The sequence below is a fragment of the Oceanimonas pelagia genome (genome assembly GCF_030849025.1).
In the GTDB taxonomy this organism is placed as follows: domain Bacteria; phylum Pseudomonadota; class Gammaproteobacteria; order Enterobacterales; family Aeromonadaceae; genus Oceanimonas; species Oceanimonas pelagia.
Genome location: NZ_CP118224.1, coordinates 2476606 through 2497486 on the forward strand (window position 1 = coordinate 2476606; position 20881 = coordinate 2497486).

14 protein-coding genes are annotated in these 20881 nt (G+C 48.4%); 9 read left to right on the forward strand and 5 right to left on the reverse strand.

Translation table 11 applies throughout. The annotated features are described in order from the left end of the window. Positions 1-57 precede the first annotated feature (57 nt). From prmA to fis, 3 genes are all read left to right on the forward strand, one after another. Positions 58-933, forward strand: coding sequence for a 50S ribosomal protein L11 methyltransferase (prmA, locus tag PU634_RS11865; protein WP_306761029.1), 876 nt, complete (start codon positions 58-60; stop codon positions 931-933). 337 nt (positions 934-1270) lie between these two features. Continuing rightward, positions 1271-2260, forward strand: a complete 990-nt coding sequence (dusB, locus tag PU634_RS11870; protein WP_306761030.1) for a tRNA dihydrouridine synthase DusB — start codon at positions 1271-1273, stop codon at positions 2258-2260. 2 nt (positions 2261-2262) lie between these two features. Continuing rightward, the gene (fis, locus tag PU634_RS11875; RefSeq protein ID WP_014291613.1) at positions 2263-2562 is read left to right on the forward strand and encodes a DNA-binding transcriptional regulator Fis; all 300 of its coding nucleotides are present in this window, start codon (positions 2263-2265) and stop codon (positions 2560-2562) included. A gap of 155 nt (positions 2563-2717) precedes the next feature. Here the strand turns inward: fis and PU634_RS11880 are convergent, their stop codons facing one another. After that, positions 2718-2903, reverse strand: coding sequence for a hypothetical protein (locus tag PU634_RS11880; RefSeq protein WP_306761031.1), 186 nt, complete (start codon positions 2901-2903; stop codon positions 2718-2720). Between the two features lie 131 nt (positions 2904-3034). On the opposite strand from PU634_RS11880, the gene PU634_RS11885 reads away from it, so the two are divergent. From PU634_RS11885 to dndE, 6 genes are all read left to right on the forward strand, one after another. Further along, positions 3035-3574 carry a hypothetical protein gene (locus PU634_RS11885; protein WP_306761032.1) on the forward strand — a complete coding sequence of 180 codons (540 nt, stop codon included), beginning with the start codon at positions 3035-3037 and terminating at the stop codon, positions 3572-3574. Beyond that, positions 3574-5598: a DNA phosphorothioation-associated putative methyltransferase gene (locus PU634_RS11890; RefSeq protein ID WP_306761033.1), complete on the forward strand. Its 2025-nt coding sequence runs from the start codon at positions 3574-3576 to the stop codon at positions 5596-5598. The genes PU634_RS11885 and PU634_RS11890 overlap by 1 nt, the downstream gene beginning before the upstream one ends. 77 nt (positions 5599-5675) lie before the next feature. Next, positions 5676-6761 carry a DNA sulfur modification protein DndB gene (gene dndB, locus PU634_RS11895; protein WP_306761034.1) on the forward strand — a complete coding sequence of 362 codons (1086 nt, stop codon included), beginning with the start codon at positions 5676-5678 and terminating at the stop codon, positions 6759-6761. Then, positions 6758-8392, forward strand: a complete 1635-nt coding sequence (gene dndC, locus PU634_RS11900) for a DNA phosphorothioation system sulfurtransferase DndC (RefSeq protein ID WP_306761035.1) — start codon at positions 6758-6760, stop codon at positions 8390-8392. The genes dndB and dndC overlap by 4 nt, the downstream gene beginning before the upstream one ends. Beyond that, a complete protein-coding gene (gene dndD / locus PU634_RS11905; protein ID WP_306761036.1) occupies positions 8382-10391 on the forward strand; it encodes a DNA sulfur modification protein DndD in 2010 nt (669 codons plus the stop codon). The genes dndC and dndD overlap by 11 nt, the downstream gene beginning before the upstream one ends. After that, on the forward strand, positions 10391-10738 hold the full coding sequence (gene dndE, locus PU634_RS11910) for a DNA sulfur modification protein DndE (RefSeq protein ID WP_306761037.1): 348 nt from the start codon (positions 10391-10393) through the stop codon (positions 10736-10738). The genes dndD and dndE overlap by 1 nt, the downstream gene beginning before the upstream one ends. 156 nt (positions 10739-10894) lie before the next feature. On the opposite strand, the gene PU634_RS11915 is transcribed toward dndE, so the two are convergent. From PU634_RS11915 to dptF, 4 genes are read right to left on the reverse strand one after another with little or no spacing between them, the layout of a single operon-like run. Beyond that, complete coding sequence (locus PU634_RS11915) at positions 10895-12790, reverse strand: DUF262 domain-containing protein (RefSeq protein ID WP_306761038.1); 1896 nt, start codon at positions 12788-12790, stop codon at positions 10895-10897. Between the two features lie 7 nt (positions 12791-12797). Beyond that, entirely contained in the window at positions 12798-17870 is a 5073-nt protein-coding gene (gene dptH / locus PU634_RS11920) for a DNA phosphorothioation-dependent restriction protein DptH (protein WP_306761039.1), read from the reverse strand. Continuing rightward, the gene (dptG, locus tag PU634_RS11925) at positions 17851-19167 is read right to left on the reverse strand and encodes a DNA phosphorothioation-dependent restriction protein DptG (protein WP_306761040.1); all 1317 of its coding nucleotides are present in this window, start codon (positions 19165-19167) and stop codon (positions 17851-17853) included. Before dptG ends, dptH begins: the two co-directional genes overlap by 20 nt. Positions 19168-19169: 2 nt before the next feature. Then, positions 19170-20783, reverse strand: a complete 1614-nt coding sequence (dptF, locus tag PU634_RS11930) for a DNA phosphorothioation-dependent restriction protein DptF (protein ID WP_306761041.1) — start codon at positions 20781-20783, stop codon at positions 19170-19172. Positions 20784-20881: the final 98 nt, after the last annotated feature.

Sequence of the window (20881 nt, forward strand, 5' to 3'; positions counted from 1 at the left end):
CGGACACCGGGGCCAGCTGTGTTAGAATTGCGGTTTTAGCCCATAACGAAGACCGCCATGCCCTGGATACAAATTCGCATCAACGCCACCGAAAAAACCGCCGACAAGGTCAGCAACATGCTCACCGGCCGCGGCGCCCAGGCGGTGACCTACATGGACGCCGAAGACAAGCCGGTGTTCGAGCCCCTGCCCGGAGAGACCCTGCTGTGGGACGACACCGTGGTAGTAGGCCTGTTCGACGCCGAAACCGATCCCGCGCCCATCATCGACTTTCTGAAGAAGTTCTACCGCAAGGATCTGGTGTACAAGGTAGAGCAGCTGGAAGACAAGGACTGGGTGCGCGAATGGATGGACAGCTTTCATCCCATGCGCTTTGGCCAGCGGCTGTGGATTTGTCCCAGCTGGCGTGACGTACCGGATCCGAATGCAGTGAACGTGATGCTGGATCCGGGCCTGGCCTTTGGCACCGGCACCCACCCCACCACCGCCCTGTGCCTGGAATGGCTGGACGGTCAGGACTTAACCGGCAAAACCGTGATCGACTTTGGCTGCGGCTCCGGCATTCTGGCGCTGGCGGCACTCAAGCTGGGCGCGAAGGAAGTGATTGGCATCGACATCGATCCCCAGGCGCTGCAGGCCAGCCGCGACAACGCCGAGCGCAACGGCGTGGCCGATCGGCTGAGGGTGTATCTGCCCCAGGACCAGCCCGAGGAGCTGACCGCCGACGTGGTGGTGGCCAACATTCTGGCCGGCCCGCTGAAGGAGCTGTCTCCCATCATCAGCGGCCTGGTGCGTCCGGGCGGCCTGCTTGCCCTCTCCGGCATTCTGGAAACCCAGGCCGAGGGCCTGAACCAGGTCTATGACCAGTGGTTCGACATGGCCGAGCCCGAGTTCCGGGAAGAGTGGGCCCGCCTGAACGGCAGCAAACGCTGACCATGTTTGCCTGCCACTTTACGCCAGATATTTTTCTCCACTTCTGCGAATACATGTCACCCCCGCAAAGGCGGGGGTCCATGAAATATTGCACTGGACTCCCGCCTGCACGGGAGTAACAACAGAGAAAGTGGAACAGAAACAGAATGAAGCTTTGCCGGCAACCAGAAGGCTCCTTACGGGGCCTTTTTAAGCCTTGAGCCGGCCTTAAAGTTGCGTAAAAAATGCACCAGAACCTTGACTTATAAAAAATTATGCGCCGGTCAATTTGTGAGCTTTTCAGCACCGTCAAAAATGCGTAAGATACGCGACCCTGAGCCGAAGCAGCCTTAACCTCATGGAAATTGGTCCTTACAAACTGGACGCCCCCCTGCTGGTGGCGCCCATGGCGGGCGTAACCGACCGACCCTTCCGCTCCCTGTGCATGCGCATGGGGGCCGGCATGGCCGTGTCGGAAATGATGTCGGTCAATCCCCGCTTGCGGGACTCCGAAAAGTCACGCCGGCGTATGGACCATGAAGGAGAAACCGGCATTCGCTCCGTGCAGATTGCCGGCGCCGACCCGGCGTTGATGGCCGACGCCGCCCGATACAATGTGGATCAGGGCGCGCAGATCATCGACATCAACATGGGCTGCCCGGCAAAGAAAGTAAACAAGAAGATGGCAGGCTCCGCCCTGCTGCAATACCCGGAGCTGGTGCAGGACATCGTCAGCGCCGTGGTCAATGCAGTGTCGGTGCCGGTTACCCTGAAAATTCGTACCGGCTGGGATCCGGAACACCGCAACGGCGTGCACATTGCCCGCATTGCCGAAGACTGCGGTATTCGAGCCCTGGCCGTGCATGGCCGCACCCGCGCCTGCATGTACAGGGGTGAAGCGGAATACGACACCATCAGGGCAATCAAACAGGCCGTCTCGATGCCCGTTGTCGCCAACGGAGACATCACCAGCCCGCAAAAGGCGCGGTTTGTGCTGGATTACACCGGCGCCGATGCCATTATGATTGGCCGGGCTGCCCAGGGACGACCGTGGATTTTCAGAGAAATCCGCCATTATCTTGAGCATGGCACCATGCCCGCCCCGCTCCCGAGGGAACAGGAGCAGGCAATGATTCGGGAGCACGTTACCGCGCTGCATGACTTTTATGGCGAGGTAATGGGCGCAAGGATTGCCCGTAAGCATGTGGGATGGTACCTGCAGGAAAGTGAGGCGGGCCGTGACTTTCGCCGTAATTTCAATGCTATCGAGGATGCCGGGCAACAGCTCGACGCCCTGGAGCAGTTTTTCGCGAATAATAGCTTAACGAACAATAGAAGAGCCGACTGAATATGTTCGAACAAACTACGACTTCTGACGCACTGGTAACCACCACCAAATCTCCGACTTCCGAGCAGCCGACCCAGCGCCCGCTGCGCAACTCCGTGGAGCAGGCCCTGCGCAACTACCTGTCTCAACTCAACGGCCAGGAAGTCACCGAGCTGTATGAACTGGTTCTCTCCGAAGTCGAAGCGCCCATGCTGGACGTGATCATGCAGTACACCCGCGGCAACCAGACCCGCGCCGCCAACATGATGGGCATTAACCGCGGCACCCTGCGCAAAAAGCTCAAGAAATACGGCATGAACTGATAACAATCAGTCAAAGTATTGATTTTTAAGGCGTTAATCTAGTCTGGTTAGCGCCTTTTTCTTTATACGTGATACACCGCGCGATCTGTCAGCATTTTTGTCCATCACTTTTACTCTATCTGAACACCCTCTCACCAGCCCTTCACAGGTCCAGATCAGGCGACTTGCTTGTGTTCGGACCGGTATACGCCGGCCACCTTGTTGTCCACCACGTTCAGGCCCGCCTGAGACACCGCCAGCACCGGACTGGCCAAGGTAAACGCCAGCAGCGCCGCCGCGGCAGTGAGTAGTTTGTTTATATCGTGCTCCTTGTTGTTTTTATCTTCCCAGCCAAGTGTCACGGCATTTCTATGCCAATGACTGACCATGATTATTGACCCTTGCTCTTTCCCATCTCTTGAATCTTATGCAGCCAGACATCAGTATCAATAGGGTATTAACTAACCTTGAGCCAAGCGATTAGCAGACATTCATGCAACTGACAGACGCCTGCAGCGATTATTTTACCTTCGAGATGCTGTTTCACTGTGGTGAAACCTGGCGGCATGTGCGATGTGATAATGAACCGAGTGAGAGCAGCAGCTGGCTGGCGTATCAGGCATTAGCCAAGTCAGTTCTCGACCCTTTGGTTAAAGAGTTTGGTCAGCCAGAGCTGACCTTTGGCTTTTGTGGCCATGGCCTGCGCCGGGCCATACTGCGGCACCCCAAACCAGGCATTGCGCCCAGGCTGGATCAGCATGCCGCCAGCGAGCGTAACCGTGCCGGTCAGCTGGTTTGCCCTCGCATGGGCGCAGCCGTTGATCTCATCTACCCCACCATTAGCAGCGCACACATTGCCCACTGGCTGGCCAGCCATACCCCCTTTGACCGCATCTATTTTTACTGTAATGACCGCCCGGTGCACATAAGCCATGGCCCTTTGCAGAGTCGGGCCATGGCTCATTTGATTGAACAGCAGGGCCGGCGCCTGCCCCGTGCGCTTTCGCTTTCAACCCTGCAAGGATGGCTTTAATGTTGACCCCTACCCGTTTCAGCGAGCTGGTTGCAACCCTTCCCTATAAAAAGGATCTGCCTGAAGCGGTATATCTGCACCGGGAAACATTGCAGCAAACCTGCCCGCTCTTGAGCGAGTTTGTGTGTGCCGTGGCAAAGGCGCTCAAGCTTGCCGACGAGGAATGGCACCTGGTTAAACTCTCCAAGCGGGATTTTCGGCTTTCGCTGCTCAGCTATCCTACCTTTTTTGAAGAGGCTTACCCCAGCCTGACACAGAGTGTGACGGTAGATCTGGCCAAGCTCAAACAGACCGTAACCCGCTATAAAGAGCACGATAATCCTCCCATTCTGCACCGGAAAGAAACCATGCTGGTGCCGGACCATCCCATGGCCGAGCAGTGCCGACAGATAACAGAAGAAGGTGAACTCGCGGGCCTGTATGAGCAGTCGCGCATGATTGGGTTTAAACAATCCTGGCTACGGCTGATTGCCCGCCATGGCTACCAGCTGGTTGATGGCCGGCTGTTCCGGCAAAGCGCTTTACCCGAGGCAGCCGATGAGCCTCAGATTGACCGCCATAAAACCGCCCTGACCCGCTACCAGCTTTCGGCCCCGATGAAAATGCTGGCCCGACACGGTTACCTGAATGGAGACTATTCCCTCTTTGACTACGGCTGTGGTCGCGGTGATGATCTGCGTGAGCTGGAGGCTCATGGCATTGCTGCTTTGGGCTGGGATCCCAACTTTCGGCCGGACGGCGAGTTGATGCCCTCACAGCTGGTTAACCTGGGTTACGTCATTAATGTAATTGAAGACAAGGACGAACGAACAGAGGCATTGCTGAAAGCCTGGGAGCTTGCCCAGAGCCTGCTGGTGGTGTCGGCCATGCTGGCCAACGATGACTTTATTGCCCAGTTTACTCCCTACCGGGACGGTGTAGTAACCTCACGCAATACCTTTCAGAAGTACTACAACCAGAGCGAGTTGCGCGGCTTTATTGAGCGCACTCTGGACGAAGTGCCACTCGCCGTTGGTCCCGGTCTCTTCTACGTGTTTAAAGACAAGGAAGAAGAGCAGCGTTTTCTCAGTGAGCGGCAACGGCGTCACCATGGCTGGCGTCAGCTCAGCAGCCCGCCGCTGGAGCGAATAAGCAAACAGCAGCACTTGCTTCAGACGCACAGCAAACTGTTTGAAGCCTTCTGGCAGCAAACCCTGAGCCTGGGACGACTGCCGGCCAGCGAAGAGTTTGAGCAGATGGAAGAGCTCAAGCAGGTGATTGGCTCCCCCACCAAGGCACTGCGCCTGATTGAAACTCAGGAAGGAAAAGAGCAACTTGAGCAGGCTCGTAAGGAGCGTACCGAAGACCTGAGTGTTTATCTGGCCCTGACACTGTTTGAAAAACGCCGTCCCTACAGCCGCCTGAATGCGCAGTTAAAGCGCGATATCAAAGCCTTCTTTGGTGATTACCGCTCCGCTCTGGAGCAGAGCAAAGACCTGCTTTACGCCATTGCTGACCAGGAACAGATTGAGGCAGCCTGCATTGAGGCCCACAACAACCTGCCGGCCTCACTACTGCACCGCGGCCACTCGCTGATTTTGCACAAAGACTACCTGCAACAACTGCCGGCCTTGCTCAGGGTATATGTGGGGGCTGCAACCCAGCTGTATGGCGAGCTTGAAGACATAGACCTTATCAAGGTGCATATCACCTCCGGCAAGGTAAGCCTGATGGGGTATGACGACTTTGAGAAACCCATTCCACACCTGGTGGAGCGGGTGAAGATCAAAATGGCGGAGCAAGATGTAGACTTCTTTGACTATGTAGACGAGCCCAAACGCCCTCCTCTGCTGAACAAAAGCTACCTAATGGCACCGGATCACCCCAATACGGCCAAACAACGCTCACTGGAGCTGCGCCTTGGAAAGCTGTTGGGGGTGGATTTGTCGCAAGACCTCAACCTGAGCAGAATAGAGCTTAGGACGCAGTTAAACCGTCTTGGGAAGCAAGTTCAAGGGTTCAGAATTTGCGCTATTAAGACGTAAAAATACATTCCGCATTGCCTTTTACGTCAAAAATGACGTAAAATTTTAACGTAACTTGCTCTAGCTGAATCCACATTATGAGTACATTTGACTCCCATTATTGCTACGCCTTTCCGGCAGTGCGTGGTATACAAGCTGGCAGGCCATTTTATATTGCCACCTGCCCACTCCGCATTATTCCCAAAATCTTCAGTTTTGATGAGCGAGAAGTGCCGCCTGAACTCAGGGCACAGCGTATTCTCAATAGAGCTCGTATCCCAGAGATGGTGCGCTACCTGCTGGAAAATCCGAAGGATTATGTTTTCTCTGCATTAACTGCATCAATTGCTGTGGATGTAGAGTTTGACGAGCATGAAAATTCCAACAATCTGGGCATTCTCCGCATTCCCATGGATGCCCAAATTCTGATCAACGATGGCCAACACAGACGAAAAGCCATTGAAGAAGCAATAGAAGAGCGGCCTGAGCTTGGGCAGGACAACATACCAGTTTTGTTCTTTGTTGATGAAGGACTACAACGCAGCCAGCAGATGTTTGCCGATCTCAACAAATATGCCGTTAAGCCAAGTCCTTCTTTGGGCACGTTATACGATCACAGGGATCCTTCTTCGAGTTTAGCTCGCCACCTGGCCACTTCCATAGAGCCATTCGTCGGCCTAACCGAGCTGGAAAAATCGAGCATATCCACCCTGTCAAACAAATTGTTTACCCTGAGTAGCATCAAGCAGGCCACACGTGCATTACTTGGAAAAGGTGCCAAAGAGGGCTTTTCCGATGAAGAGGCTACTTTGGCATGTGACTACTGGCAAACGGTTTATCGCAATATGCCTGACTGGCAGATGGCTAATAAGAAAGAAGTTTCACCCGCCCAGCTCAGACAGGAATATATTCATGCACACGGTGTAGGTCTTCACGCGCTGGGCATGTTAGGTCGTAGCCTGGTATCTGAACATCCGGATACATGGCAACAAGATCTTCAAAAACTTAAAAGTATAGATTGGCGCAAAAGTAACCCAGAGTGGCTGCGCCGTACCATGTTGCACGGCAAGCTGAGTAAATCTACAACGGCTATTCAGCTAACCTGTAACGCCCTTAAACAAGCACTGACGCTCCCACTCACACCAGAGGAAAAAGTGCTCGAAGACCAGGTTGTACAAAAATGAGCACCTTACAAATGGTCCATGATCTGGACGATTACGAAGACTTTATTAACCTTGAATCTTTCGCAGGTAGACCTCTTGCTGATTATGTAGCCGAGGTTCAGCGTACTTACTGCGCAGATAAGCGTCCTTGGGTTATTGGCTACAGTGGTGGAAAAGACTCATCGGCAGTAGTGACGCTTGTGTACCTTGCACTCCTTGGGCTACCACCTGAACAGCGCACCAAGCAGGTGTTTATCGTCTCCTCCGATACTTTGGTAGAAACTCCCGTGGTTGTGGATTTGATCATCAGAACCATGAATCAAATTGAAGCTGGTGCCAAACGTGATGGACTTCCCATAACCAGCCATCCGGTTATTCCCAAAACTAATGAAACATTCTGGGTTAACCTGCTTGGTAAAGGCTACCCTGCTCCCACCCGCAGTTTCCGCTGGTGTACTGAGCGAATGAAAATCAACCCGGTCAGTGACTTTATCAAAGACAAAGTCAGTCAGTATGAAGAAGTGATTGTTGTTCTGGGATCACGCAGCAGCGAAAGCGCATCGCGCGCTCAGGTAATAGCCAAGCATAAAATTGATGGCACCCGCCTGGCACGACATACCACCCTTGCCAACGCCTTTATCTACACTCCCATTGACACATGGAATGTTGAAGACGTATGGAAGCTACTTCGTGGCGCTTTTAAATATGCTCCAGATGATATTGAAGAATGGGAAACACCATGGGCTGGTAACAACCGTCCATTATGGACGCTATATATGGATTCATCAGATCAAGGTGAATGCCCTCTGGTCATAGATGACAGTACCCCTTCATGTGGTAATTCTCGTTTTGGCTGCTGGACCTGTACCGTTGTTACCAAAGACAGAGCCATGGAGAGCCTGATAAAGAACGGTGAAGACTGGATGCTTCCGTTGCTTAAATTTCGTGATGAACTGGCTAAAACTACAGATCCCAATCAAAAAAGTACCTACCGCAACTTCAAGCGCCGGACAGGAAAAGTCAGCTATCAATATGCCAAAGAAGGCGAGGATATAACCGACGAACGTAAGTTTGTGCCTGGGCCTTACTGGTTAGAATATCGCCAAAAATGGCTGAGGCAGCTGCTGAGCATGGAGAAAGAGCTCAACGAAAAAGGTCATGAGATTAAACTCATCACCGAGAAGGAGCTGCATGCCATACGCCAGCAATGGCTAAAAGATCCCAATGAGCCAGATTGGAATGACAGCCTCCCACAGATTTACCGCGATGTGTATGGTCAGGATCTCAACTGGGTAATTGATGATCAGTCTCGCTTTGATGCCAGTGATGCTGAACTACTTGCTCAATTGTCTTTTCATTACGACGTAAAACCTGAGATGGTGATGAAGCTTATTGAGCTGGAAATATCGCTCGAAGGGTTGAGTAAGCGCCAAGGTGTGTTTGAAAAAATTGGCAGCATTCTTAAACAAGACTGGGGAACCCTCGAAGAAATTCAGCAAAAACAAGCCTCATTGCAAAAGCGAAATGAACGGGATATACATCAAGAAACGATTGAATCGATAGAGATAGAGATGAAAAAAGTTCAGGCACAGTTGGCCGCTGCAGATCAACTCAGCACTCTGCTTGACGAGGTAAAACACAATGATAATTAAAAGCCTTTCATTACACAACTTTCGTGTTTTCCGTGGCAGCCACGTAATTGATCTCGCTCCCCGTCCTGCTTTATTAAAAGATGGAAGCAAACTTCATGACCGTCCTATCGTGCTGTTTGGTGGCCTGAATGGTGCTGGAAAAACCAGTATTCTTACAGCTATAAGACTAGCTCTTTATGGTCGCCTCGCCTTTGAAGGTGTTCACAGCCAACAAGATTATATTAATAACTTGGCTGCACTGGTTCATAACGGTGTCAGCTCCGCCCAACAACCTGATGAAGCCAGCATTGAACTTTGCTTTAGCTACAATAAAAGTGGTGTGGAGTCTGACTTCACTGTCATCCGCAGTTGGAAGCGTGGAAAAAAAGATCGACTTGCACTCTTTCAGGACGGTGAAGAAAAAGAAGAACTTAGCTATGAACAGTGCCAAGGGTTTCTTAACGAACTTATACCAAATGGAATTGCCGATCTCTTCTTCTTTGACGGTGAAAAAATAGCTGAACTCGCCGAAGATGAGTCAGGAAAGGTTTTAAAAACGGCGGTACGGCGTTTACTTGGACTTGATCTTGTAAGCAAGTTACGTAGTGATCTTAGCATCTATTTAAAAAGAGCAGATGCCAAGTCTCTTGGCAGCCAGCAACAAAAAAAACTGGAAGCTCTAGAAGAAGAGTGTGAACACTACAAGAATGAGGCCGAGCATCTTAGATTTGAAGCAGACATTCACAAGGCTCGTATAGAGCTACTTACAACTGATATCAATAAATATGAAGCTCAGCTTGCAGCTGAAGGTGGCGCTTTCGCCCTGACGAAGACACAAGAACAACAGCGTGTTAATGAGCTAATAAAAGAAAAAGAATTGCTGGAAAAGCAGATCAGACAGGAAATGGACTCCACCCTTCCTCTGTCATTAGCACCAAATACATTATCGAACCTTCTTAACCAGCTCGTAAAAGAAGCAGGTATAAAGCAAACTCGTCATTTCACTAATGAGCTTGAGTGTTTTTTAGGTACTTTGCATGCAGAGATGTCATTTCAATCTGCTCAAGCAGGTAAAATTGCAGCTGAAGCCATTGAAAGTAAGTTAACAGAATATCTGGCCAACAAGCCACAAGGTGATATTAAGCTCGACATATCAGAGCGCGAAACAGGCATAATCGAGCAGCTAGTTAAGCGTGATAGCCAAAATTCTAAAAAGCGCTTTGAATCTGCGCGTTCTCGCCTTAAAGAAGTTGAGAATTCTTTAGAGCAGGCTGCTGCCAATATAGCCAGAGCGCCAGATGAAGAACAGCTGATCGATATCTTTAGCACCCTTCGTGATCTTGATAAAAAAAGGCAGAATGAGATTCACCAATATAAACTAGCGCTTGAAGCTGCCAAGCAAGCTCTTAATAAACAAATGCAAGCTGCCCGCGAAATACAAAAACTTCATGATAAAGAGCGAGAACTGTTCAATAATAATAGTGCAAACCAAAATGCTTATGACGCCATCAGACTCTTGGATGAATATACCAAGGTATTAACCTTGGCCAGAGTAAACCGGCTGGAGAATGCATTTTCATTGGCCTACCGCAAACTGGCACGAAAAGAAGATCTCCAGATCCAGGCCAGAATCAACCCTGAAACCTTTGATGTAGAATTGATTGATGAAAATGGGGTGACTATAAATCGCAAGTTACTCTCTGCAGGTGAAAAACAGATATATGCCATAGCCATATTGGAAGCACTAGCCAAGACTTCAGGCCGCCAATTACCTGTTATTATTGATACGCCTTTAGGTCGCCTTGACTCTCATCATCGTGACAAACTTATTGAACATTACTTTCCCGAGGCCAGTCATCAGGTTGTTCTGCTTTCGACTGATACAGAAGTTAATCAACGTTATTTTGCTGAGCAGTTATCAGATGACATTTCTCATGCCTATCAAATAGAGTTTGATAGCCTGATGAAGTCTTCTTACCTCAAAAATGGCTACTTCTGGAATAAAAAGGAGGCATGCTAATGCTACCAAACCGTATGCAACTGAGGCAGCAAACAGAAGAGCAGCTTAAACGCCTCAAAAGCTTTACCGGTATCACACCTAATGTTGCTGCACGTATTGCCTTCTTTCGATCTATAGAGTCCGGGCTACGCTATACCGGCGATCAGCGTAAGCTAGATGGTAATTTAGTACTGGATAAAATAACCTGGCTTGGTGATACCGTCCAGGTGACAGAGTTACTACTGCAACTTACTTATCCTGATCTGGATCAAAAAGAAATGATGAAAGCCTGGGCTTTTCATGTAGAAGATGGTATAGCTGCACTACGTAACCATAAAAATCTACATGATTTTTCTCAAGCTATTTGAGAATATGAAATTTATCTGCAGTAATTCAAACCCACTCTGACAGTTACCGGAATTTTCGTTTGTTACTGTCAGATCTTAATTTATCACTTTACATTAAAAACTTAGTTATGCGTGAATTAATCACGCATAACTTAAACCAAAGAAGTTGATACCTAACTATGAAACCACTGGTTCAACAACACTCTTATCACTATTTGACAAAGCTAGTAACGAGCCAGATTTATTTTTATTTAATTTGCCTAGCTCCACACCTAACCCAAATACATTCACAATATCATCAAGTAATCTCTCTTTCCTTGAATTTAAACAGTCAACATTCCAACTATTCAACTTAGATAATACTATAGTAGAGTTAAGTCTAGATTTTGCATATTCTTTTCTTTTTTCAGAGAATGATAAGTTAGTAAATGACTCGTTATCCTGACCATAAAGAATAGCCAAATTTGATATGCTATTTTTCACTTCTTCTAAGCTAGGGTCGACATTTTCTACTTTCGCATTCCGAGGATATATGTGCTCAATCGTAAAAACAAAATAGTCATCGGTCAAACCTTTAAATGCATGCCTATACATAGTTACAGCATGTCTTTTATTTAATTCAAGGTACTTCCAAGACTCCTCAATTGAGGAAAGAATGTACTTTATATGTCTGTTATCTCCACCTGGGATATAGTTCAGCTTTAAAATATAATTCTCTATATCTAATGCTGTTACATTACGTTTAAAGATTGCTTGGAGTTCAGATATCAAGTACTTAACTTGATATGTGCTTGGCTGCTTATTTATAGATAATATTGATGAATGATATAGTTTCGTAACACCAGTCATCCTTTTCTCCAAAGCGACTCTAAAAATAAAAAAGAAACGCTCTAAGAAAAACACAATTTGATAAAACTTTTTCTCAGGAAGTTGAGTGGCAGCCATTAGTAAAGGGATGCAGTGTGTATGTTTAAAGGTAACTACTAGGTTATATAGTTTCCTTTTTTGAAAACCAGTTAGTTTACTCTTATCATAAGGCCAGACACCAGATTTCAATTTATCATAAACGTCAATCCCCATCTGAAGAGACTTAATTTCACTCGTGACATTTTCAGGATCCGAGAAGAAAGAGTTATTAAAAGTTTCAAATAAAGACGTTTTTTTACAAGATTTCCCAATCTTAGATGTATAATATGCAATCAATTTATCATCAGTTGATTTTGAGCTTTGAGATGTAATTCCATCCCAAACCGCTTCCAATTCATGAATTGTATCATCATCAACACCTATTGAGTCTATAGCACCAAGAGAAGAAGCTCTAAGTAAGTCGCTAGCAGTCAATGATCTTCCTCTATCATTAATAACTTGAAAGAGCTTATAAGCATCATTGACATCAGACATTCTTATCACAAGTATCTTACAAAACTTAGATACCACTTTATACAAATGATCAGCTTGAGTTAACTTATCTGATGGTGACAACGATGACGGAAACAATGATTTAAGCCAAGCGTCTATTTTCTTAGCAGCTTTAATCAATAAATCATGAGATTCTATTTCCGCTATTGTAAATTCACCACCAGTTATCAACTTATCATAAAACTCATAATCTCGTTTAGAAAGACTAATTCTAGGATAAGAGATCAACTTATCATTTTCTTCAGTAGTGAAGTGAATGAATCCATTCCTATACTTTTCAATACGTCGTTCTCTAATACCAGAGTAATGCTCATCTAACTTTAACTCTTTGATATATTCAATCAATCTTGAAATAAGCAAAACCGTTGTAGACAAGCGCTGCTGACCATCTACTAGCAGATATACTGCCTTATCATCAAGGCTATCTTTATTTTTAATCTTTACGCAAACAATGCCACCAAAAAAATGTGTGCACTCATTACCATCATCAGCTCCGCCGTCTTCAAAGCTACTCCAAAGAGCCGCGATATCAGAAGTAAATTGTTCTATATTTTTGTCATACCAGGAGTACGCTCTCTGGTATTTAGGCACTTTATATATAGCTGAGTCAGCAAAAAGTGACTCCATCGAACAATAGTTTGGCTTTACATCCATAACAACCTCAAAACAATTCCCAAAATGCTTTATCACGCATCATAAACACTTTCTTATCACCATCAATATAAAGACTAAAGTGTTTATCCAGCTTTCTTATAGTTTCCATCAGTTGTTCTTGTTCATTTTTATCATCTTTATTGAAAATAGCTTTTATATCGGCATTTTTAATCTCGGAGACACGATGTACCACCCAGGTTAGAACATAAGATCCGTAATTGTTTTCGCCGGTTTTGAAATGACTCAGATCCTGCGTGGAGAGGATCACCCCTACCCCATACTCACGGCCTTCTTTAAGGATCTTTCGCAGGCTGGGAAAGTCCTGAGACATAAAGTTGTCGGCTTCATCCACCAGGATCATTTTGGTGATTTGCCGATAGTCTCCATCAATCTGTGGCTTGCCACGTTTTTGCATTTGCGAGTAGAAGAGATCGATCGTTAACGCCACTACCAGATTCTGGATCTGGGGGGAGTAACCTGCCAGTTCAATCACGGTTACGCCTTCAAGCAGATCATACAGAGAGGTAACTGCGTCTGGCTTTTTTTCAAATATCTCGTAGGTCACCAGAGAATCAAGTGCCGCATAGAGTGAGTCTTCTTCCACCTTTTCCTGCTCAAGGAAAAGGTCCCATACCTGCTCCAGGGTTGGTGCCGGCCGTTGCCAGGTGCTGGGATCAGCTTTGCTGATGCCAGCCAGTTCATAAGCATCCAGGATCAACTTACGCAGTTTCAGTTGCTGCTTTGGGCCCAGCCCAAAGGCTTTGGCCAGAGTTTCAGCAAACCCTGTGGCTGTATGCACTGGCAACATGGGCATATCACCATAGAGCGACAACGGATTGTAAGGCAGCCGGTGCAGTCTTAACCTGTTGCTCTGGTTGACATTACTGAACTCATCATCCACATAGTCCGACTTGTAGTCAAAAATCAGCAAGCCGATTGGGGCTGCATTTACATTATTGCCCTGCTCTCGCATCAGCTGCGTGATCAGCGACTTGGTAAACTGGGTCTTGCCAGTACCCATGGTGCCAATAATGCCGGTATTGGTATTCATAAAGCGGGCGGTATTGGTTGGCTCCCAGTAGAGCGGTGTTTTTTTCATCGCCTCATGGCCAAAGAGCACTTGCAGTGGCTTACGCTCTTCTTTAGCACCAGACTCAATCGACGGAGTTATCTCAGGGTAATCCTCTGTTTTACCTGCCCCTTCTTTTGTTTCTTCAATCAACTCAACGATCGCGTTGACTGGCTTTTCCTTGGTCGGACGCGCTTCCAGGCAATATTCAGCAGGCACATGGCACAGACTCACCAGATCGTTAAGTGATTCCCACGCTTTGCTTTCTATCAGAGCCGGCAACAGCGAATAAGGCAGTTCAACCTGCAAAATACCCTCAGCTGTGGTCTTGTAGCTGGGCACAAAGCAGCTGTCGTTCTCTACATGCGCCACTACTATGCCTTCCACATAGTCAGGTACCATTGCCAACTCATAATCACCACGCATCCACCATTCACGCTCCGCCAACAGGGGCTGCAACTGCTGCTGGTTCATCACCCCGTAAAGGCAAAGCTTGTCGATTTGCATCAGCACCTGGCGAATAAACAACCCGCGATAAAGCCTGCTGGCCAATGTTTGAAGGCCCAGCACTTCTTCTGTTAAGTAACGCTTCAGCTCCAGGGCCTGCTGACCAGCATACTTATAGTCGGGCCGCACGCCAGTTTTAACCTCAAGGGGCATCAGGTAGAGCTGCTTATCCTTAAAGCCCACAAACAGCACATCATCGGAAATGGCCCCCTTACGATAACCCTGCACCTGGCGGGAAAACTCGCTGTCGCTCATTTTGAGGCCCACGTTACCCGATACTCGAATCATCTCGGCAACCGACAGCGGCACCCAGCAAATGTCCGACTTGCCCAGCAGTGCCGATACAAACTTGTAGGCACCGATAATGCCATTTTTCTCTTTACGCTCTTTAGGGTTGGAGGTGAGCATCTTCAGCAGCCACTCTCCATTAAAGGCGTTGAACTCAGAGAGCAACACCTCCCCTTGCCCGTGACCGTCTTTTTGCAGCAAGCGTTTGAACAAGTCGATTTGCTTGGTCACTGTAATGGCGTCATAGCCAGCAGCACTGGTGTACTGATCCGAGTAGTGAATCAGCACTACATCCTGCTGCCGGGTAAAGAAGTCGAGGGTCACTTTCGGATCAATAATGGTTGTCCATAGCGCGCTGTCGTAAGAACGCTCCAGCAACGACTGGAAACTGGCACTTACCGCCAGTCCCATACTGGTTTCCAGATACTGGGCGTTACTCTGAGTGGCAGGCTGCCACAGGTTGCCCAGCAAGCGGGCCAGTCTTAATGACTGTACCGATGCATAATCAACGCCACGCAAGCCAAAGGCGGTGAAGTAGGCCCCGCCCAGAGTCTCTGCTGCTTCACCGGCAATCAGGCCATCGCACAGCACACCACTCAGAGACTCATCGGTCTTGATGGCCCGGCATTCCACTGGCTCCTTGTTACGGAAAAACGCCAGATGGGCGTAAGCAAAGGTTTCCTGCCCCTTGGGGAGGGTAAACTTGCTGTAGGTTAAACGGCTTCTGATCACATCGATCAACATGTCGGCCTCGGCACGCAAAGCACCACTATTCAGGCCCAGCCACTCTTTCAGCTCGTCATAGGCCTCGGTTTCGGCAAAGCGATCAAGTTCGTTGAACTGCAGCCGCTCGTCGTAGCAGTTCACATGAATGGCTATGGCCTGCTCCTTGTGCCGCTTGAAGTGCTCTATAAGACCAAGAAACAGCTCGTCACTTTCTCCCTGATTTATGGCATTCACGGTCAGGCTGCTTTTAGTCCCAGCACTGAAAAGACGAGCATAGGCCTGGGTAAATTCAGCCAGCTTGTCACGTACCAGGCGCTTGATGTAGCCATGACTTTCCTGCTTTTGAGGTACAACATCCAGCCAAAAGCAGTTTTCACGCACCGGCTGAAGGTGGGCATAACCAGAGTCGTTGTCGTACACAAAGGGCAAGAGACCGGAAGCGACCAGGCGTTCACGGGTTACCTCGGGAAGTTCCCCAAAGCTGCAAACGCCTTCTTCGTTTTTCTCGGCGTTAATGGCCGACACCAGTTGCAGGTGATACGCCAGCACCAAAGGATGGAAAGGCGAAAACATCAGCTGATGTTCCGGCCTGCACAGGCCTATTTGCATCAACTTTTTGTGTTCATAAGTCAGCACGGCATGTGGCTCAATGGAGGTCAGGGCTGCCTCATAGGCATCAAGCACTCCTTGAACCAAACTACAGAAATCAGGCCCCCAGGCCACTAGGCTGGGCAAGGTTTTTGCTCGCTGAAAATAAGAGAAAAGTTCACGGTAAGCAGCATGAAGATCCGGATAGGAGCTGGTAATTGCGCCCAGTTTGATAGGCTCTCCCACACTGCTGACAGACAGAAGCTCTTCATCTACCATCTGAGATTCGAGATTGAGCAATTTCTGCCTGACTCCGACAGCAGCGCTCTCTGCGTTGTCAAAGATGATTTTACCTTTAGCCCGGTTATATTCGGCATTACGCTGATCATTCAGCAACTTGCCAAAACGTGCTTGATCAAACAGCAGAGGAACGGTTATTCCTTCATCGGCAGCCGGACCTTCTACGTTGATCGCCAGCGAGCGCTCTCCGTTTTGCAGGGTAAAAAGTGTCTGCTCGCTATGCTCAGCCAACATTTCAAAGTCAACCCAGCCAAACTGAGTGCAGTCTACTCCACTGTTGTCATCAGTCAGCCTGCTACAGGCATCTTGCTGTGGGTTTACTCGTAAACGGTTTTCTTCAAGCAGCAAGGTCAGCCAGCGCTTTCCTGGCTCCACCCGAAAACGATGAAGAACTTCATCAAAGTAGAAGTCTCCTTCCTCCACCACCAGGCAGCGCAACTTGTATTCTTCAGCACGATTATCCCGTTTCAGTTCAAGGCTGAAGAAGGCAGGTTCGCCAGTAACAGGAAAAGTAACACCAGCACGGCAACGCTTTCCTCCTGCACGGCTCACTGTAATCTGAGCCTGCTTTGTGAGAGTGCGATGATGCTTAACCTGAAGCTGGCTTGCTTCCAGATCGTTACCGGTAAAGGTCAATGAAAGCTGACACTCTTGAGCGCCTGCTGGTTGCACAATAATCAAACTCAGCTCGCGCTGTCCGGCTGTGCTCTGAGACCTGGCCCGTTGATGAACCAGGCTTCCATCTACAGAAACTTCTTCCAGCAATAATTTTTGTGCTTTGTTGGCGTCAATTTCCTGAATGAAGGCTTCAAACTCCAGCCTACGCCAGCTGTCATCCTGAAAGTGCTTGCGAATGAACTTTGAGCTGAACTCTTTAAGCACATGCTCAAGCTGGTCAACATCGTAGTGTTCTACCGCTTCTTCAATATCGCGGCGCAGCTCCCGGTTCTTTTGCAGTCGGTTACTGATTTGCGCTTTATTACCGCTCCAGTTCAGCAAGGCAGGATCGTCCAGCAGATTGAGCTCGTCGAAGTCGAGGGCACCGTCTTTGTCTATAGCATCGAACAGGGCCTTAAAACCAAATACAGTGGCATCTTCATCTTTAATGACCTTAAGCTGCTCTTCTAGCAAACAGTAAGAAAGCGCTTTATGAGGACTGTTGATATCAATCAAGCCAGCAAGTTGCTCCGAGAGTACATCCGGATGCCATACGGCACCGGCAGCCCCCAAATCAAAAGCACTGTTGATCAGGGTGTCGAGCATACTGTTATGAATAACCAGCAGTGCGGTCTGGGAGAAGTCACCACTACGGCTGGCTACCAAATCACGCAGGCGGGAAATGTAATTTTCGGTAAACCCCTCATCTCCCTCATCATGCAATACCGGCAATATTCTCACGCCATTGCAGAGCACGTAAGGGAGCTCAATGTCATCCTGGGTGTGCAGGCTGCCTTCTTTCTGAGCGAGCAAAGCCCGATACAGTGCCAGACCATTCTCGGCACTGGGCGACTTAAACTGATAGCGGAAGCCAGGCTCAATATCGTTGGCGACCCATTCGATAAAGGTTTGAGTTAAAAACTGTTCAAAGGGTCTTGCGGACATACACGGCGTCTCCACTGTCACTCATTCGCTCAACATTTCCCATGCGCTCATAAAAATCTACTAACGCCTGCAGGGTCTGGTTATCAAGATAAAACCCCCGTTGTTCAAAGCCCTTGCGTAGCTCATGCAAGCGCAACTTGTCGGCCTTGCCAATGGTCAAGTTGGTCAGCAACAAAACCTGATCCTGGTTAAGTACCAAGGTGCGACCCGCAGCACCACGGGCCTGAATGAAATCACTGAGCAGTTGCTGCTCCAGCTCCTTAACGTACTTCTTGTTCACGCCACCACGAGTGGTTCTGGCATCACGAAACTGTTCAATCGCCAGCTCTTTAAGCTGTTCAAAGGCTTCCGATACATCGTGGGCTTCAGCTCTTGGCACCAGCTCTCTTTTTTCAATAAAGGCTTGCAGATAGGTGTTAAGCTCATTCAGCAATTTGGGTTGATCGTAATACTCGAGTGCTTCTTGATAGATCTGCCACAGTGGACGGGCCGGTTTTTCCGGAAGTTGCAGTGCATCAAGTGCGGACAATAGCGGGAAAACTCGCTCACATGCTGCCGCCAACAACTTGTAACCTGAGCGCTTTACCGAGGTACGCTCCGAACTCGCTTTTTCGGTCTCAAGAATAAAGTACAGCGGCCTGCTTTTGGGCTCCTGCCAGTCAGTAATATTCAACGCCAGCTGGGCACAGTAGGAGAAGGCATACAACCTGAGCGTTTTCGGCAGGGCCTGTAGCAGATACTGAGGATGCTTTGCCAAAAACTCGATATCTTCACGAAATACCTTGTTAAGAAATGGCAGATACGGGTGTTCATCGTTCTCTATTGCTGTGCCTGGCTGCAAATTTTTCCGTAGCACGGACAGCATTTCCTGCTCTACAAAATTGAGATGATCATCGAGTGCATCCTGCAGAAAAAAGTTCCCCATCAGCCCGGCAAAGAGTTTGCACAACCTGAGATCCGGGGCACTGGCATCCAGTCGTCCGCTTTGGCGACCTCTGGCCTTGAACAGCAAGAAAAGCGGCGAAATATTATAAAGTGCCTGACTGGAAAAGTAGCTTCGCTCCAGCACAGTCCAGAACTCCGGCTCATCCAGCTTTGCAAAAAAGCGCTGCTTGCAATCTTCCTGATAGTCTGTCAGCTCATAGGTTTTTACCTGTTTTCGCAGTGCCAGGCTCAGCACAACGCCAGTGATGGTTTCCCAGTCAAAATCATTTCCCTTGTTACGGATGGGCCAATAATTAGACAGCTTATTCTTATCAGTGGGGGTCAGCCCTTCGGGTAATGGGTATTGATACATTCTTAGAATGCTCCCTCAACAGTGATCATTCCGTCATCTTGCTCAAGACGATAAACCTTTGCTCCCTCGTAGTATTTTAGGGATGTACTATCTTTAGCCACGGTGCGGATTTGCTCGACCATCTCATCCAGTAAAATAATGGCGTTCTTGTCGTATTTGTTGGGCCGATAACCGCTGTTGATTTTTGTGATGAGTTCAAAAAGGTTTAGCCCTATCTCCATGGGCCTGAGAGCTTGCTCACCCACCTTAAGGTAAGCACTAAAACTATCATGTTTTTCAACATGAAGGTTATGAATACTCTTGAAGTCGACTTTTAGATCCAGTGGCGCCGCCACCTTGCAGCGACCAAATTGCCCAAGTAAAAGCTCACGCTTACCAAGCTCGGTTGCATGACGGTTAGCATAGGTAAAAATTGCTGGGATCAGCTCCTTCATATAGAAATTTCTGAGTGCAGCCTGCTTTTCTGGTGTACCGTCATACTCACCATGCATAAGCCAGACACTGGCGTAGCGCTCAAGCAGCAGCTCTTCAAAGTCAGCTCCAAACTGATGGTGGTAATTGTTACCCACCTCACACTTTTTAAGCAGATAAAAGAGGCGCAGCATCGATGCCGCCTGACCATCCCTGGAGCCGTCATAGCGAATACCCAGCTTACTCAACCCAGCCATAAACTCATCCAGTTCAGGATCTGGTAATGACAGCTCGTAACGAAGAATAAACTGGTCAATAGATTGGGTGTGGATTAGTGCAGGATCAAACTCAAGCATTTTCTGGGACAGTTCATTGCTTCCTCCCAGGAAGAGGTTGTCGTACAAAAAAAACTCACCCGTTAATAGCTGATGCAAGAAATCGAGTAAAGCCCGGGTAGTAATAAACTGATCCTTGATCAGGCGGGTCTTGAACAGTGTTGTGATAATGGCATCTTGCACCCTTGGATTACCGAGCAGACGAAAATTAGCTGTTAGCCTCTCGTCTTGCTCGCGCAGCTCATCCTTAGTGGCAATCTCATGGAACGGGTTTTCACCTGAAGGCTCTGTCAGTCGTTGACAAAGCTGCCGCACAAAGCCGGAGTAACACTCTGACTCATCGTTAAAACGAAATTTGGGATAAGCTTCGAAGTCCAGAAAGCGGTACTGTCCTTCAGAACGAATACCTTCTTCTAGGAAGCGCTCGATAACAGATCTCAGCTCGATATGCCGTGCATGCCCTTCCTTGGCGTAGTTGGCCAACATCCCAATGTTAATGCCAACCACCAGGGGCCGGTTATCTTCAGCTCTTTTATCAAACAGCTCATCAAGCGCTTCAATTGCAGACTGATGTGGTGCAAAACTGTGAGTTGCATCCAGATGGAAATGATAACGCTGCTTGTAGCGCTCATAACTGCGTGAAAGGATTTCGGACTTCCCATCACCGCTACTGCCACACAAAAATACGCACTCTCCTGGCTGCAAAGAGCTGAGTACGCGCTCAAAATCGAGTTCAATGTCTGGCTTGATGTAGAGGTAGTCTTTTAGATCATCGTAAATATCTCGTGGCCGCTCGGTCGTAGTTTTAACCGAAAACGGCGAAGATTTCGCCAAGACCCCAAGGGCCTTTCTGAGGGTAACGGAGCTCATGGGAATATCCTGCCGATCATGCAATTAGAGAATATTAACCATTGAACTCAAAAGAGGCCAGCTCAAGGTGTGTGAAAAACAAGCTATGCACCTTAATA

Coding starts and splice junctions, on each gene's coding strand:
- prmA (WP_306761029.1), top strand. CDS start 58: ATGCCCTGGATACAAATTCGCATCAACGCCACCGAAAAAACCGCCGAC.
- dusB (WP_306761030.1), top strand. CDS start 1,271: ATGGAAATTGGTCCTTACAAACTGGACGCCCCCCTGCTGGTGGCGCCC.
- fis (WP_014291613.1), top strand. CDS start 2,263: ATGTTCGAACAAACTACGACTTCTGACGCACTGGTAACCACCACCAAA.
- PU634_RS11885 (WP_306761032.1), top strand. CDS start 3,035: ATGCAACTGACAGACGCCTGCAGCGATTATTTTACCTTCGAGATGCTG.
- PU634_RS11890 (WP_306761033.1), top strand. CDS start 3,574: ATGTTGACCCCTACCCGTTTCAGCGAGCTGGTTGCAACCCTTCCCTAT.
- dndB (WP_306761034.1), top strand. CDS start 5,676: ATGAGTACATTTGACTCCCATTATTGCTACGCCTTTCCGGCAGTGCGT.
- dndC (WP_306761035.1), top strand. CDS start 6,758: ATGAGCACCTTACAAATGGTCCATGATCTGGACGATTACGAAGACTTT.
- dndD (WP_306761036.1), top strand. CDS start 8,382: ATGATAATTAAAAGCCTTTCATTACACAACTTTCGTGTTTTCCGTGGC.
- dndE (WP_306761037.1), top strand. CDS start 10,391: ATGCTACCAAACCGTATGCAACTGAGGCAGCAAACAGAAGAGCAGCTT.
- PU634_RS11915 (WP_306761038.1), bottom strand. CDS start 12,790: ATGGATGTAAAGCCAAACTATTGTTCGATGGAGTCACTTTTTGCTGAC.
- dptH (WP_306761039.1), bottom strand. CDS start 17,870: ATGTCCGCAAGACCCTTTGAACAGTTTTTAACTCAAACCTTTATCGAA.
- dptG (WP_306761040.1), bottom strand. CDS start 19,167: ATGTATCAATACCCATTACCCGAAGGGCTGACCCCCACTGATAAGAAT.
- dptF (WP_306761041.1), bottom strand. CDS start 20,783: ATGAGCTCCGTTACCCTCAGAAAGGCCCTTGGGGTCTTGGCGAAATCT.